Here is a 15,457-nt window from a genome sequence, read left to right as displayed (position 1 = left end):
GCTTCGGCGAGACCCGCACAGTCGAGAACGAGGGCGCCGCTCACGCGGTTGTTCCGGCCTGCGGATCGCCGGTGTCGGTCAGCTCGGCGCGTTTGGCGGCCACTGCGGCGGTGTCGGCCGGTCCGTTGTGCTCGTCGAAGTCGGCGATCAATTCCTCGAGGTCAGTATCCACCGGCTCAATATGGCATTCGAAATGCTGAAACGAGCAGTGCTTGGGTGGAAAAGTTCAGATAGAGGTAGATCGCGAGGGTCAGAAGGCCAGTTCGGGCCAGCCGATATGGATGGGGAACGGGAAGTCGATCAGAACTCCATTCTCATCGGCGGGCGTCCATTCCCCCGCCAGCAGGTAATTGGTGGGGTGTAGGGGATGAACCCCATCCGGCAGCTGGGCCGCACCGGTTTGAAGTGCGTAGGCGCGAATGGTGGCGATTGTGCTGTCGTCGGCTGCCAGCGCCACCTCCCAGTACCAGGGGATCCCGGCGCCCGCGTAGCGGCTCTTCTTGGCCTCGACGTCGGATTGGGTGTTCGACGGGGAGAGCACCTCGCCCACCAGCAGGGTATCCGCAGCCCGAATGTCCTGGTACGGCGACTCCAGGCATCGGTACACGAGGAAATCGGGCGTGAGGAAATCCGATTTACCCTGCTCCCCGAGGAACACGTTGTTTTCGAAATCCACCTGCCAGCAGGTTTCCGGCCTCTCCGCCATACCCTTGCGCGCACACGATTCGAGGGCGTTGGTCAGGCGGCGGGTGAAGCGCTGATGCTCGGCGGGCCCGCGCCGCAGCCACACCACGCGCCCGGCCCAGAGTTCGATCTGATCGGCCACATCATCGGGTAGACGCTCCAGCTCCTCCCAGGTCATGTACTCGGGGAGGTCGGGCTTCTCGATCCGGGTCGAGGACATGCTCCCATGCTATGGCGAAGGGGGTAGGTGAGCGCTACCCCCGGCGCGCAGTAACCGCCGCCCACCGCCCCACCTCGGAGAACACGGCGGCATCGCAGGCCGAGTTCGCGCTCGGTGATCGTCGGCGCTGGCGATGTGCTGGAGCAACTCCTCGAATAATCCGGAGAAGGGGAACCGATCCGCTTCCGGCGACGTCTGATCTACTGGATCGCTGATCAATCTGTGCGAGGACGGGCATGAAAAGCAGAGTCAGAGCCTTCCACGGTGCGGATAAACCGGGGTAGGGAACAGAGAATTGCGTAGTTTTCTCACCGCACTCGTTCGATCGGGTGTGATCGGCCCGCTGGCCAAGGTCGTCGGCTGGATGGGCGTCGCCGCAGCGGTGATGCTGGTTATCGCGTGGGTCGGCAACCCCTACGCCGACAAGGCGCCCGAAGTGGAGCAGGCTGCTCCCTCGTGGCGGCCCCCGGCGCCGGTGGAGTCACCAACGGATCCGCCGCTACCGCCCGGATTTCCCTCCATGGCCTTTCCGCCGCCGCTACCCGAGGTGGCCGAGGGACAACCCAGGACTGTGCCGACGAGGTACGGGCTCGACTATTCCGTACCCGCGGCGAACGGCTGGCGCCCGTCGAACGGCCGGACCGTGAGCTGGTCCGAGGGCGATAGGACGATCGCGTCCTACGGTGCCGTGAGTGACTACGGATATGGCTATTGTCCGGAGACCGAAGGGTCGGCCCTGGCGAGAGTCGGTGTCCATGGTCGCAACGGCATCGATATCGACACCGCGGCGCGCGATGCGGCCGGCCGAGCCGGTGCGATCTTCTCCGACGCCGCGGGCGCTCGGCCCGACGTGGAGATCCGAGGCCCGGTGCAGGCCGAAGTCTCCGGGCGACCGGCCATCCGATACACGGCGGTCGTCACCGGGATCGCTCGCGAGTCTTCATGCGACCCGAGCACCGCGCAATTCGATGTCGTGGCCACTTCCGCGTACGCCTCTGCCGAGGTGATGGTGCTGTTCCTGCAGCGTCACACCGGTCTGCCGGACGTGCTGAGCGAAGGCGATGCCGAAGCGATTCTGACTTCTCTGCACACTACGAACCGATAACGGAAGGAAGGTCGGACAGGTGGCGGAAACACTGGTAGCCGAGTCCGCGCAGATCGCGGGGCTGGGAAACGCGCTGGATGTCATCGGCGCCGATGCAAAGGCCATCGCCGATTTCGTCGGCGCGCACTGCGTGGTCAGCCCAGAGGGACTCGGCGGGGCCATACTCGAGCCGCTGACAGCACCGTTCACGCACGCGGCAGGGGTGTTCGAAACCCGGATGGCCGGTATCGGCAATACCACCGCGAACAGCGGCGACGAGCTGAACCGCACCGCGTGGATGTATCACGACCAAGACAAGAAAACCTACGAGGCGCTCAACGCGGCCACCACGAACCTGATCACTGGGCAGGGGGTGGCCGTCGACGCCGATCGGGAGAACACCGGTCTGGTCATGGACTATCCCGACCCTGTCGCATATCCGAAACCGAATGAGATCAAGCTGGACCCGCCTTCGGCCGCGCCGCCGGAACTCGCGGATCTGATCGCGGAGACCACCGGCGTCGTCGGCGATGTCAACGAGGCGGTCAAGAACGTCACCAGGATGGCGGGCAATGAGGTGAACATCCTGGAGATGGTCGTCTCCCGCATCACCGCGAACTGGAATGAGCTCCGCCGGATCGGTGAAACGTACAAGGTCGCCGGTAATGCGATGGAGAGCTCCGCCGCGAATCTCGAAGACGCGGTGCGCCGTGTGGGCCCGCACTGGGACGGCAGAGCGGCCATCGCCTTCGAGACGTGGGCGGGAAGCCAGATCTCGGCCATGAAGTGGGAGGGGCCCGTGGGGCGGGTCATCTGCGACCTGCTCACCATCGTCGCGGACAAGATCCGCGACGGTGTCCGCCGGGCCTGCGAGAAACTCCGCGACTTCGTGACATCCTTCGTCGACTTCCGCAGTACCAAACAAATCTTCAAGGCCCTCGTCAAGAAGATCCCCGGAATCGGTACGGCCATCGAGATCGTCGATATGGCCAGGAAGATCTGGAACATAGTCGATCTCGTCAATACGATCATCAACGAGATCGAAGATGTGCGTAATCGCACCAAGGAATTCCTGGAGTGGCTCGGTAACCCGGTCGGCAAAGGTAAGGACTGGGTCACCCAGAAGCTCGAGCCGATCACCAGCCGTGTCGACGATGCCGCTCGCCGGGCGGCTCTGGTGAACGATGTCGCGAAGGTGGCCCAGGCCGAGGACACCCTGAACCGGCCGAAAGAAGCCTATGAGGTGGGCTCCGGGCGTGCGCCGTGGGAGGACGCGGTATGACGGTAGTTCGGTGGAGTTCGGCGGCTGAACCAGGCGGTATAGATGTTCGATGAGCCGAACCTGGATCCCGGTGTGGAATCCATGGCCCGTCGCGTCCTCGCCGCGGCGGAACGTCTGGAGACGGCGAGCTTGCGAGTAGAGCGCACCGTCCTCGAGGACCTGTGGAGCGATCCGGTCCCGGTCACCGAGGAGCTCATGGCGTCGGTGGCGGCGATGCCGAATGCCTCGCCGGAGTTGCGGCACTACAGTGCGCGCGTCGAGGCGGGCGAATGCCGCTGGCAGGATATCGAACAGTTCGCGCGACCGGTACCGCCGGAGGTGGCGGAACTGAAGAATTCGCCTTCTTACATCTGGACCTGGGATGCGCCGGCTTTCACACCGGAGACACCGATGCCGCCGCCGACGTCACGCCGTGACGACAACGTAGTAGGGCCGAGTGATTGGCCCGACGATTTCGACGACTACCCGGAACAGAGGACTTGGCTGCGATGAGAAGAACGCTGGTGAAGATAGTACTCGCCGGAGTCGTCGCGGCGACGACTACCTCATGCGGGGATACCGGTGACACGGCCGAACCGCAGTCGGTCGCCCACCCTTGCGATATCCCCGCGGCCGGCCTGACCGAAGCAGGAATCGCGCCGCAACCGTTGATGACGGAGCCTTTCGGGACCGAATTCTCGGGCTGGGAAGGCTGTATCTGGAAATCCATCGCCGGGTGGTACGACGCGGCAGTGTACTTCGGGCCGACTTCGCTGGACGAGTTCCAGCAGGATCCGCGCTATCGGGATTACCAGGTGGCCGGGCCCGCCACTGTCGGTGACCGGACAGCACTCGAATTCGGTGACGCACTCGACCCGGACCGGAAGGAGCGCTGCTACTTCGGTGTGGAACTCCAGCAGGGTATGGCACTCATCTGGTCGCGTCTGCCGGTCGGTCCGGGTGGAGGCGCGGCGGGTGGCGATATTTGTGCGGAAGGGGAGCGGGTGGCCGGGGAGTTGAGCCCTTACCTGCCCGAATGACGGTTTGCGGCTCCGCTTGTCCTGCTCAGCGCCGGATCGGTCCGGCGCAGCGCGACGTCGGTCGCAGGTTGAGCGGGGGTTACGGGGTGGGTAGGGTCGGCTGGACGCGGGGGGCCGGCCGGTTCCCGGTTCGATATGGAATGCCGGTGTCGGGAGGTTTGTGATGGCCGCTATTCGGTCGGTCCGGGGGATTCTGTGCGGTGTGGGGGTTGCACTGCTGGTGGCGGGGTGTGGCTCCGAGACCGGGGGGACGGCGTCGCCGGTGACCACGACGGCCGGGTTGCCGATTGCTGCGGAGGCGCCGTCGTCGTTCGACCCGTGTACCGATATTCCGCAGGAAGTGCTGGCGTCGGAGGATTTGCGGCGGGGGGTGACGGATGCGAATGTCGATGGGTCGGGGGGGATCAAATGGCGGGGATGCAGCTACGTGGCTCCGGACAGTTATGCGGTGGGGATCACTACCACGAACCTAACCGTGGATATGGTTCGGGCCAACACGGATTACAGAGTTCAGGGCGAGTACACCGTCGATGGCCGGACCGCTCTTGCGGTGAACAGCGTCGATCATCCCGAGCCCCGCAGACGCTGCCTGTTCTACGTGGCGATGGAGGCTGGAAGCCTCGAACTGTCGATGAGTAATCCGTCGTCGAATGACAAGACTGGGCACCTGGATACCTGCGAGCTGGCGCTTGGTCTGGCGGAAAAGGTCGTCCCATTCGTCCCGGATGCGTGAGCTATGAAATCGGAGGCCGAATCGTTCGAAGCGGAGGAACACTACTGTGAGTGAGGATAGTTCGTCGCGGCCGTTGCAGGATCTGCTTACAGAGGTGCGGGAGGGTCGGCTTTCGGTGAATCTCGGTGCTGGGTCACCCGATGCGATCCGAGTCAACGCCGAAGAGTTCGTGTATATAGAGCGTGACTGTGAAGGATTCAAGCTCCTTATCCGAGAACTGCAGCGCATAGCAGAGGAGATCGCGGACCGGGATAAATGGGACATCGGAGAGAAGAATTCAAATCTGCCTTCGGCGGGGTCATGGTCGGTCGGTTCCGCTCCAAGGCCAAGGGTTCGGCCGATTCCAACGATGTCTTTGCGATTCTGGAGCAGCATCACCGCATCGTCGAGGATATTCAGGAACTGCACCGGGTGATCGCGCAGCAGTACATGGAAACCGATGAAAACTTCGCCGCACGGTACAACGAGTTGATGGCCGGGGCGCCGCCCGTCGTGCCGTTGGCGCTGCCGCCGGCCTTCCCGGTAACCCCGGGCCAGTAGGAGACCCGTGGTGCGGTCGCGCTGTACGCCAGTGAGTTCGATACAGGGGGCACGATGACTTTTCAGAACGAGAACCCGAAGATCGGCGATCCCGAGCAACCCAACGGTTTCTCCCATACTCAGATCAACGAGGCGTTCAAACCGTTGAGTCCCGGGGACCACGGAATGACAGCGTCCGACCAGTACGCGCAGATCGCCGCGCAGTGGGAGAGCGGGGTGCAGGTGTTCGCCGCGCGCATCCGGCGGTCCAGCGCGGCGGCCTGGGAGGGGCCGGCGGCCGAACAGTCGCGGCAGGCGATCGACAACTACGCCGCCCGAGCCGAAGATCTGGTTCCCGCACTGAACGCGCTGGCAGTGCAGGTCTACGACTCGGTGGTGTCGATCATGCGCACTCAGAACAACTTGCCCGATGTTCCGGCCGAGAAGTCGCCATGGAATCCCAGCGGATGGTCGTGGCTGCCGTTCTACGAGGACACTGATCGCAGCGACGCGGAGGAAGTGGCGCGCCAGGTGATGGGCGACAACTATGTGACCGGTTTCGTCGCGGCCGATACGAAGATCCCGGTCCTGCCCGTCCCCGTGAACCCGACCCAGCCCCTGCACACCGATTTGCCCACCGACACCAGCGACCAGCCCGGCCCGGGTGGCATCTCCACCGACCAGAGCGGCAACCCCAACGGCGCGGACACCGGCGGACCGCAGGGTGAGAACCCCACCGGAGAGGAACCCGGGACGGAACCCGGCGAGGAACAACCGGGCACCACGGAGTCGAAGGACCCGGACACCGAGCAGCCCGGTACGACGCCCGCGGGGACGACACCGTCCACTACCGAGAGTCCGATATCCACCACACCCAGCACCACCACCGTGCCGAGTACCACCTCGACCACACCCGGCCCGGGCACCCCGGGCTATCCGAGCGGCAGCCCGGTGACCACCGGCGACCCCGGCCGCAGTGTCCCCGGCACCCCGAACACCACCGGGACTCCCGCGGTGGCCTCCACCGGCACCACCAGTTCCGGCGCAGCACGTAGCGGTATGCCGGGAATGATGTCGCCGGGGGCCGGTCGTGGCCAACAGACGGCGGACGACGACAAGCACCAAATTCCGGACTATCTCGTCAACGCCGAAAACACCGACGAACTGCTCGGGGAGCTGCCACCCACGATTCCTGGCGGGGTGCTGGGCGCCGACATACCGTCTGCGCGACCGGCGGAACGCGACTGATCGATCGTCTGCCCACCCCAGTGCACCGACCGGCGGCTCCGGGGTACCGGCAGCCGTCACATAATCGAGGAAACACCACCGACAATGAGCACATGGATCTGGGAGCCGGACGATTTCGCCGCACTCTGGTATCGCGACGGGATCGACCGGTTCCCACGCCCGCTGCACTATCTGAGCCGCTACAAGACCCGCAACCCGTTCGAGGCCCACGCGGCGGCCGTGCGCGCGCGATACGACCGGGACGAGCGCGAACTGATCCGGCGAGCCCTGCACACCGTGGCAGACGGTGACCTGCGGATCGAGATCCTGGGTGCCTCGACCGCGACCACCAAGGGCCGGGCGCGGGAGTACCGGGTGGTCGGCGCACGTACGACCCACTACGGGGTGGTGCTGGCGCAGTCGGTGGTCGACGGTGTCGATGGTTCGATCCATGCCCAACTGTTCGCCGCCGAACAGCTGCCGAAACGCCTCGCCGGCCTGGTGTCACCGTGCGATCCCGGCCGGGAACCGGCGGGCACGTTCCATATCGACGATCTCGCGCCCGGCCGCGACCAGCAGCGATCCCTGCGGCGCGGTCTTGGCGAGCAGTACCGGCGTCTCGTGCGGCGTCCCGCGGACGGTGGCGGTATGGCGGCCCTGCGGGTCGGGTCGATTCTGGATCGCCCCGAACCCTGGTACCGAACCCAGTGGTACGACCTCACCGCCGACGGCCGCTACCTGGAGAAACGGACGCGCGAACACGTCACGGTTCGGCCGGCCGGTGCTGCCGACCTCACAGCCGGGTTCGCCGACTGGATCGACCGCGCACTGCGCCGACTGCGCGAGGATGAACCGGATATCTGGTAGCGCGGCCCCCAGTGGCCGGGCCGCTCGCGGCAGCTCCGGGAGACCCGTGCGGGTGCCCGAGCGCGGGGCCGCCGACTCGCCGCTATTCATCGAGATACCGCGCGATATCGGTGAGAGTGGCTGCCCCGTAGAGGCGTTCGCCGTCCACGGCGTCCAGCAATGCCCATCCGGCCGGTGTGCCCGGTTCGCGGACGAGCCGGTACCGAGGCTCCCGGCATGGGTGGCGACCATATCGAACGGTGTGGGGGGATCGTCACGCTCCGGAGGTCCGTTCATCGTGTCTTCCCGGTTTCCTGCGGCGGCCACCGACGCAGCGCGTTCGATACTCGCACCAAAGTGGCGATATCGGTCGGCGGATTCCATTTTCCACCTACCGGTATGAAATTCGCACCGGGAATGCGATGCGGTAGTTCTTCTTTCACGAGCGCAATTTCCTTCGTGTCGACGGATCAGTAGCCCGAGAATTCCTGGTTGCCGGGAACCATTTTGCGGGCCTCGATCAGACGCGCCCGGGCCTGCCTTTTGAGCGGGCATGCCGTCGTGGGGCACTCGATGTGGGCCTGCATTACCTGGTGTGCGTAGTCGATGGTCATCACCGGTACGGGCCGGTGATCGGTCACCGGTAGTCCGAACAGCATGGTTCACCTCGCAACGTCGGGGATGGTCTGGTTCGTGCCGGCCCGGTGGACACTGCGCGGTGTATCCGGTTCCGCCGAGCCGGTGCGGGCGATATGGAGAATTCCGCCACGGAATTTTCCACGTCTGCGGCCGCGTGCTCAGTCAACCATCCCCTTTCCCGATTGTGAATCGCTACGTAAGATTCAGTCGCACAAAGGAATTGCTTCGGGTGGATTGGTAATTCCGAACTGTTCGAATGTTCCATTTGGGTTGGAATAACCGCGAGTAACGCTAACGAAGGGGAGAGACCTGTGTCGATCGAACCGAACACCCCGAACCCACCGACCCTGCCCCGCCGGGTACTGGGCCGCCGCCTCCGCGAACTGCGTGAGGAGGCGGGGCTGAGCCGCGCGAACGCGGCCCGCCGGTGCGAGATGGGGGCGCAAACTCTGTGGCGTTTGGAGTCCGGGCGCAATAGCGAGATTAAGAGAATGGTGGTCAACGCGCTGTGTGATGCGTACGAGGCCAGCGCCGAGGACCGCCGTGAACTGCTCTGGCTGGTTGAGGAATCTCGCAAAGACGGGTGGTGGCAGTCGTCATTTGCCGATGCAGTAGTCCCCGAAGCGGAGATGTTCCTCGGGCTCGAACAGGCAGCCCGTGAAGTCTTCACGTGGCAGACAACGACCTTGCCGGGATTGCTTCAAACTCACGACTACCGATACGCCATGTGGGAGATCGCGAAGCCGCTCGGAAGGTCGATCGAACTCGACCGGGAGATCACTTTGCTTCAGCGGCGTCAGGCGCGGCTGCACAGCTCGGCGGAGTTCACCTTCGAGGCCGCGCTGAGCGAGGCCGCACTTCGGCACCCGATCGGTGGCGCCGAAACCATGGCGGAGCAGTTGGATCATCTCTTGAAGATGACCGCGTTGCCGAGCGTTTCGCTACGAGTAGTACCGCTGGATGCTTCAGATCATCTCGGGTGGACCACGAAGCACTTCGTCTACCTGGAATTCCCGGATCACGTGAACCCAGCTCTGACCGAACCTCCTGTCGTGTACGTCGAGGGGTTCACCGGGTCGTTGTACTTGGATAAGCCGAGCGAGGTCGAGCAGTATCAGGCGGCTCGGGCTTCCATACTGCAAGTAGCATTGGATGAGTCGGAGACACAGCGCCTCATCGAGGTGACGGCGAAGGAGCATCGCGGATGAGCAACGACCTACCGGGAGCGGTTTGGTTCAAGAGCAGCCGCAGCGCCAGTGGCAATGACTGTGTCGAAGTAGCTCATCTGCGCAGCGGACTGGTGGGTGTGCGGGATTCCAAAAACCCCACCGGCCCGGCCTTGGTTTTCGGTCCGGAGGAGTGGGACGCATTCACCACTGAGGTGTGCACCGGCGGATTCGAGTAGGTGCGCCGAGCTTCGGACAGTGGTGTGGCGTAATGCCCTCCCGGCAGAGCACAACCCGTCGCAACCACCGGTATCCGAGCCGGTCAGTGGATACTCGGTAGGCGGGTCCGCGCGACCAAGGCGCGATGGTCCGTACCGCGGCCGGACCGTGGCCAGCACGGGGATCCGGAGCGCCTACCCGTTGTCGGAGACCGTCGAATACGACGGCTTCGTCCTGAACCGGCTCACGGCGACGGCGAGTTTTCCCGGCGTCGGGCCGGTCACGGTGTACGCATTCCATCCGTTGCGTCGGACTACCCGGGTGAGAGGTACCGGTACGGCGATACCTGGCCCGGCGGTCGACAATTCCGAGGGGGCGTACCGCCACGGGGACTTCCCTTCGGCAGCGCGTCTACCGGGATTCGAGCCCTTCCGCTGGGGGGTGGAGTGATGGCGAAGTCCTTACGGGAGGGCCCTCGTTTTCAGCACTGGTGGGTGCGGACGGCCGCCGGTACCGTTGCCCTGTTCAGGGCTGCCTCCGCGCGCCTCGAACGGGAATGGGCACTACTCGAACGAGGTGAGAAGAGATGGACGGACTCCGGACCGTCGTACTGATCGTGGCCACCGTGGCCACCGGCCTGATGGCGGGAGTGTTCGGCATCTACGCGGTGGCGATCATGCCCGGCCTGCGGACGACCGACGACCGCACCTTCATAGGTGCGTACCAGGCGATCGACCGCGCGATCATCAACCCGCTGTTCCTGGCCACCTTCCTGGGGGCCCTGATCCTGTCGATCGCGGCCGCGCTGCTGAACCTCGGCGGCGCCAGCCGGTCGGTGCTGTTCTGGGCGGCGGCCGCGGCAGTGCTCTACCTGGTGGCGGTGGTGATCACCTTTTCCGTGCATCTGCCGCTCAATGACGCGTTGAAGGCCGCGGGCGCGCCCGCCGACCTGGCCGATCCGGCAGCGGTACGGGAGGCGTTCGCCGAGTCGCGGTGGGTGGCCTGGAACATTGTGCGCACGGTGACGAGCACAGCGGCGTTCGTTTGCCTGAGCTGGGCGCTGGTCGTCTGGGGGAAGGCCCAGGCTGCGAGCTGACCGGTCGCGGGCCATAAGCCGGTTCTGCTCGGTCGATCCGGAAGCACCGGAACGTCGATCGAACGTGTAGTGCGGCAGCGGCTGTCGAAACCGGCAGGATCGACTGCTGTACCGACGGCGACGGCGTGCAGGAGGTTCGCCGGCGTTTCCGGGTCTCCGACCGGTGGCAGTCCGGTCGCCTCGTGGACCTGCCGCCCCACAAGGTAGTGAAGGTGCCGGGTGATTCGGCCGGCCGGGTCGGGGGTCGGGCAGTGTTCCGCGAAGACACCCGGGCGGTCTGTCTCGCGTGCGGTGTCCGGCGGGATGGTCTTCGTGGTGCGGTCGCGCGTCGGCCCGGTGAGGGCGAATCGGGATGACTGCCTGAGCCCCTCCTACCAGCGAAACTTTTGGATCGGGCCGGTGAGCAGAGATCTCTTCCCCTTTCAACATATATCGCACAGGGGGACTTGCGGCAAGGCCCGGGGCATGGCGCAGAATAACCGGCCGAAGACCAGGACCTGCGAAAACGCGGGGCTGTAGCGGTGTGTGGACCGTGTGAGCGTCTGGTAGAACTCCGAACTCTCGGTGGATGGGGTGGCTCGTGTTCGATGTGATCATTGCCGGCGGTGGCCCGACCGGTTCGATGCTGGCCGGTGAGCTGCGCTTGCACGGGGTCCGTGTGCTCGTACTGGAGAAGGAGGTGCGGCCGCCCGCGTTCGTGCGTTCGCTGGGCCTGCATGTGCGCAGTATCGAGGTGATGGATCAGCGTGGCCTGCTGGAGCGGTTTCTCGCGCGCGGCCGTAAGCACCCGCTCGGGGGCTTCTTCGCCGGTATCGCCAAGCCCGCGCCGGAAGGGCTGGACAGTGCGCATGCCTACGTTCTCGGTATTCCGCAGACCGTCACCGAGCCCCTCCTGGCAGGGCACGCCGCCGAGCTCGGGGCGGAGATCCGGCGGGGCAGCGAGGTGACCGGGCTGAGTCAGGACGAGCACGGGGTGGACGTCGAACTGGCCGACGGTACGCGATTGCGTGCGCGGTACCTCGTGGGTTGCGATGGTGGCCGCAGTACGGTGCGCAAACTGCTCGATGTCGGTTTCCCGGGTGAACCGTCCTACAACGACACGCTGGTGGGCGAAATGGAGGTGACCGAGGACCCGGACACGATCACCACCACCGTCGCCGAGATTCGTAAGACGCAATTGCGTTTCGGCTTGGGTCCGCTCGGCGACGGGGTGTATCGCGTCGTCGTACCTGCGGCCGAAGTGGTAGAGGACCGTTCGGTCGCACCGACACTCGAAGAGTTCTCGCAGCAGCTGCGGGTGTTCGCCGGCACCGATTTCGGTGTGCATTCGCCGCGGTGGCTGTCCCGTTTCGGCGACGCCACCCGGTTGGCCGAGCGGTATCGGGTCGGGCGGGTGCTGCTGGCCGGCGATGCAGCGCACGTCCATCCGCCGATGGGCGGCCAGGGGCTCAATCTCGGCATCCAGGACGCGTTCAACCTCGGCTGGAAGCTTGCGGCCGAGATCAACGGCTGGGCGCCGGAGGGGTTGCTGGACAGCTATGAGAGCGAACGGCGGCCCGTGGCCGCCGACGTGCTCGACAATACTCGTGCCCAGGCGGAGTTGATGTCCACCGAACCCGGTCCGCGGGCGGTGCGCCGGCTGCTGTCGGAATTGATGGACTTCGAGGAGGTGAACCGCTACCTGATCGAGAAGATCGTCGCGATCGGTATCCGGTACGACTTCGGCGCGGGGCACGATCTGCTCGGCCGCCGCCAGCGTGACGTGCGATTGGGGCACGGCCGCCTCTACGAGTTGATGCACGCGGGGCGCGGCCTGCTGCTCGACCGGACCGGGCGGCTCTCGGTCGCCGGGTGGACGGACCGGATCGACCACGTCGTCGACAACAGCGTGGAACTCGACGTCCCCGCTGTTCTGCTCCGCCCTGACGGCCATGTCGCATGGGTCGGCGAGGAGCAACAGGATCTGCTCGAGCACCTGCCGCGCTGGTTCGGCGCGGCCGGCCCGTATCGCGGGGAGCGGTCACCTCTACCGGCAAGTTCCGGCCGATCGGGGTAGGGCGTGTTGTGCAAGAGCCGATGGAGAGGGCGAGCGACGCAGGCCTGATGGGTGGGCGCCGGGGCTGCTCCGGCGCGCGGCGGGCTTCCAATTCTCTGCGCAGTACCGGCACGACTTCCCGAGCGGGCTCCGGCCGCTTCAGTGCTTTGTCCGTAGTCGCGTGTTGTGCTGTACCGATGTTCTGCCCGAACAACCAATTCGCGACCGGCCGCGGCCGCCACCGGCAGTAGTGGGCCGCCGCCGTCAGGGTCCGAATCCGCCACTGCGGGGTCGTCCGATGTCGGAATGCGGCGTAAACGTGCGGATGACGTGGCCGTATCCCGGCAGCGATCGACGATTGTCGCCATGGGACACGACATCAACGGTTTTCACCACGTCGGGATCGTCGATCGCGATCTGGACACCATGGAGGCGACGTATCGATCGCTCGGGTTCACCCTGAGCCCGCGGTCGCGGCATATGTTGTCCGAGTGGCCGGGGGCGCCGTTGACGGCGGGGTGTACGGCCAATATGTGCGCGTTGTTCGGTGCTTCGTATATCGAGTTGCTCGGCATCGTGGACGACTCCGCCCCTGATCCCTGGCATACCAAGCAGATGGTGGAGCAGCACGGGGGGCTACGGATTCTCAGCTTCGATACCGGGGATGCGGTGGGCACCGACGCGCGACTGGGCGCGGCCGGGCTGCGTACCTCCGGAGTGCTGGAGCTCGAGCGTCCGGTCGACACCGAGGACGGCCCGGCGGTGCTGCGGGCCCGGTCGGTCCACTTGGACCCGCGGTCGACGGTCGAGGGCTATATCGGGGTCGCCCAGCACCTCACCCGGGAATACGTCCTGCAGCCGCGTTATCTGGCACACCCCAACGGTGCCCTCGGATTGACCGCCTTGCTAATCGTTGCCGCCGATGCCGAATTCGACGCCGTCCTCCGGCGTTATCAGCAGGTTCTGGGCGTCGCGCCGGAGACCGCGGGCCCGGTGACCGTCCTGACCCGCGGCAGCGCGCGCATCGAGATCGTGTCCGCGTCGGCCGCACCGGAGGTGCTGCCGGGTGAGACCGCGCCGGCGCCGTCGTATCTGGCGGCGCTGACCGTTGTCGTCGACGATATCGGCCGGGCTCGGACACTTGTCGAGGCAGCGGGCACCGAGACGCGTGCCACCGGCATCGGGTTTTTCGTATCCGGCCGGGACGCGTGCGGTAGCGGGCTGTTCTTCAGCGCGGCGCGATGATCGCCGACACCACCGGGGGCGACCGTGAATTGTGAACGGCCTGTACGACTGCCCCGGCGCTCGCCATACGACGACAGGCGCGGACGCGGCGTGCCGCCGTGAGTGCACACCGTGGCCGTCGATTGCGGCTTCGGCCGCTGGGCCCCGAGTGCGTCCGTTCGCCGATATCGCACCGGTATGGTGCCTAGGATTCGTCCGGTGACGACTTCCGACCAGCTATCGCCCCGAGCCCCGCACAGCTCACCGATCGGTACCGACGGCCCCCGGATCCCGCTGTATGCACCGGAGTTCGCGGTCGATCCGCACAGCACCTATCGCGCGATGCGGGAACAATACGGGTCGCTGGTTCCGGTGGAGGTGGCTCCGGGGGTGCCCGCGACACTGGTGATCGGCTATTACACCGCACTGCGTATTTTCGGCGATCCGGACCATTTCCCGGCAGATCCGCGGACATGGCAGCGCGATATCCCCGCGGACTGCCCGGTACTGCCGCTCATGCAGTGGCGGCCGAACGCACGGCGTAATGACGGCCACGCACACACGCGTTACCGGCAGGCGATCGTCGCGGGGCTGGCCGAGGTCGACCCGTTCGGCCTGCACGCGACCGTGGAGCGGATAGCTGCGCCACTGATCAACTCCTTCTGCGGCGACGGATCCGCTGACCTGATCCGGCAGTACGCGTTTCCGCTCACCTTCGCGGTGCTGAACGCGATGCTGGGCTGTCCCACCGAGATCGCGCAGCGGGCCGCGACAGGCATGGCGGCGATGTTCGAGGGCGTCGGCGCGGAGGAGGGAGCCCGGATGCTGATGAAATCGCTGGCGGATCTGGTCGAACTCAAACGCGCCGAGCCCGGTGATGATGTGACGACGCGGATGATGCGGCATTCGAGCGCATTGACCGAGCCCGAGCTCGCGAACCAGGTGGGCACGCTCTACGGGGCCGGTATCGAACCGCTGCAGAATCTGATCGTCAATGCGCTGCGGCTGATGCTCACCGACGAACAGTTCGGGGGCCGGGCGCTCGACGGAAGCCTGTCCACCCGGGACGCTCTGGACGAAGTGCTGTTCAACGATCCGCCGATGGCGAATTTCTGTTTCACGTTCCCGAAACAGCCGATACTCATCGACGATGTCTGGCTGCCGGCCCATCAGCCCGTCGTCATCAGTATGGCCGCCTGTAACACCGATCCGGTGATCGGGACGAACCAGCATGCGGGCAACCGTGCGCATCTGGCCTTCGGTGGCGGGCCGCATGTCTGTCCGGCGAGTTCGCTGGCCTATCTGATCGCGCAGGATGCCATCGACCAGTTGCTCGACGGCCTACCCGAGATCCGGCTGGCGGTGCCGGCCGCCGAGCTGACCTGGCGGACCGGTGCGTTCCATCGCGCGTTGACCGCGCTACCCGTCGTCTTTCCCCCGTCACCCCCGCTGTGGCCGGTATAG

At 65.6% G+C, this 15,457-nt stretch carries 17 protein-coding genes; 14 read left to right on the top strand and 3 right to left on the bottom strand.

What is annotated here, in order from left to right; translation table 11 throughout:
• Window positions 1-40 precede the first annotated feature (40 nt).
• A complete protein-coding gene (locus AB0H42_RS16530) occupies window positions 41-172 on the bottom strand; it encodes a hypothetical protein (protein ID WP_357056231.1) in 132 nt (43 codons plus the stop codon).
• Window positions 173-250: 78 nt separating this feature from the next.
• On the bottom strand, window positions 251-904 hold the full coding sequence (locus tag AB0H42_RS16525) for a Uma2 family endonuclease (protein ID WP_357056228.1): 654 nt from the start codon (window positions 902-904) through the stop codon (window positions 251-253).
• Between the two features lie 295 nt (window positions 905-1,199).
• On the opposite strand from AB0H42_RS16525, the gene AB0H42_RS16520 reads away from it, so the two are divergent.
• The 8 genes from AB0H42_RS16520 to AB0H42_RS16485 all read left to right on the top strand — a co-directional run bounded on the left by AB0H42_RS16520 (window position 1,200) and on the right by AB0H42_RS16485 (window position 7,635).
• Window positions 1,200-2,009 (top strand): hypothetical protein, encoded by an 810-nt coding sequence (locus AB0H42_RS16520; RefSeq protein ID WP_357056225.1) that lies wholly within the window; start codon window positions 1,200-1,202, stop codon window positions 2,007-2,009.
• Window positions 2,010-2,028: 19 nt separating this feature from the next.
• Window positions 2,029-3,270: a hypothetical protein gene (locus AB0H42_RS16515; RefSeq protein ID WP_357056222.1), complete on the top strand. Its 1,242-nt coding sequence runs from the start codon at window positions 2,029-2,031 to the stop codon at window positions 3,268-3,270.
• A 42-nt stretch (window positions 3,271-3,312) separates the two neighbouring features.
• On the top strand, window positions 3,313-3,762 hold the full coding sequence (locus tag AB0H42_RS16510) for a hypothetical protein (RefSeq protein WP_357056219.1): 450 nt from the start codon (window positions 3,313-3,315) through the stop codon (window positions 3,760-3,762).
• 11 nt (window positions 3,763-3,773) lie between these two features.
• Window positions 3,774-4,289 carry a DUF3558 family protein gene (locus tag AB0H42_RS16505; RefSeq protein ID WP_357056216.1) on the top strand — a complete coding sequence of 172 codons (516 nt, stop codon included), beginning with the start codon at window positions 3,774-3,776 and terminating at the stop codon, window positions 4,287-4,289.
• A gap of 163 nt (window positions 4,290-4,452) precedes the next feature.
• Window positions 4,453-5,022 carry a DUF3558 domain-containing protein gene (locus AB0H42_RS16500; protein WP_357056213.1) on the top strand — a complete coding sequence of 190 codons (570 nt, stop codon included), beginning with the start codon at window positions 4,453-4,455 and terminating at the stop codon, window positions 5,020-5,022.
• A 300-nt stretch (window positions 5,023-5,322) separates the two neighbouring features.
• A complete protein-coding gene (locus AB0H42_RS16495; RefSeq protein ID WP_357056210.1) occupies window positions 5,323-5,562 on the top strand; it encodes a hypothetical protein in 240 nt (79 codons plus the stop codon).
• 54 nt (window positions 5,563-5,616) lie between these two features.
• On the top strand, window positions 5,617-6,789 hold the full coding sequence (locus AB0H42_RS16490; protein ID WP_357056207.1) for a hypothetical protein: 1,173 nt from the start codon (window positions 5,617-5,619) through the stop codon (window positions 6,787-6,789).
• Window positions 6,790-6,873: 84 nt separating this feature from the next.
• Window positions 6,874-7,635, top strand: a complete 762-nt coding sequence (locus tag AB0H42_RS16485; RefSeq protein WP_357056204.1) for an ESX secretion-associated protein EspG — start codon at window positions 6,874-6,876, stop codon at window positions 7,633-7,635.
• Between the two features lie 449 nt (window positions 7,636-8,084).
• On the opposite strand, the gene AB0H42_RS16480 is transcribed toward AB0H42_RS16485, so the two are convergent.
• Window positions 8,085-8,273 carry a hypothetical protein gene (locus tag AB0H42_RS16480; protein ID WP_357056201.1) on the bottom strand — a complete coding sequence of 63 codons (189 nt, stop codon included), beginning with the start codon at window positions 8,271-8,273 and terminating at the stop codon, window positions 8,085-8,087.
• Between the two features lie 291 nt (window positions 8,274-8,564).
• Between AB0H42_RS16480 and AB0H42_RS16475 the strand changes: the two genes are divergently transcribed.
• From AB0H42_RS16475 to AB0H42_RS16450, 6 genes are all read left to right on the top strand, one after another.
• The gene (locus AB0H42_RS16475) at window positions 8,565-9,461 is read left to right on the top strand and encodes a helix-turn-helix transcriptional regulator (protein WP_357056198.1); all 897 of its coding nucleotides are present in this window, start codon (window positions 8,565-8,567) and stop codon (window positions 9,459-9,461) included.
• Window positions 9,458-9,658 (top strand): DUF397 domain-containing protein, encoded by a 201-nt coding sequence (locus AB0H42_RS16470; RefSeq protein WP_357056196.1) that lies wholly within the window; start codon window positions 9,458-9,460, stop codon window positions 9,656-9,658. The genes AB0H42_RS16475 and AB0H42_RS16470 overlap by 4 nt, the downstream gene beginning before the upstream one ends.
• Window positions 9,659-10,224: 566 nt before the next feature.
• Entirely contained in the window at window positions 10,225-10,734 is a 510-nt protein-coding gene (locus tag AB0H42_RS16465; RefSeq protein ID WP_357056193.1) for an anthrone oxygenase family protein, read from the top strand.
• A gap of 568 nt (window positions 10,735-11,302) precedes the next feature.
• A complete protein-coding gene (gene rox, locus AB0H42_RS16460; RefSeq protein WP_357056190.1) occupies window positions 11,303-12,790 on the top strand; it encodes a rifampin monooxygenase in 1,488 nt (495 codons plus the stop codon).
• Window positions 12,791-13,135: 345 nt separating this feature from the next.
• Complete coding sequence (locus AB0H42_RS16455) at window positions 13,136-14,014, top strand: VOC family protein (RefSeq protein WP_357056187.1); 879 nt, start codon at window positions 13,136-13,138, stop codon at window positions 14,012-14,014.
• A gap of 198 nt (window positions 14,015-14,212) precedes the next feature.
• On the top strand, window positions 14,213-15,457 hold the full coding sequence (locus AB0H42_RS16450) for a cytochrome P450 (RefSeq protein ID WP_357056184.1): 1,245 nt from the start codon (window positions 14,213-14,215) through the stop codon (window positions 15,455-15,457).

Source organism: Nocardia sp. NPDC050799 (genome assembly GCF_040654015.1).
In the GTDB taxonomy this organism is placed as follows: domain Bacteria; phylum Actinomycetota; class Actinomycetes; order Mycobacteriales; family Mycobacteriaceae; genus Nocardia.
This window is presented reverse-complemented; position numbering and strand designations above follow the sequence as displayed.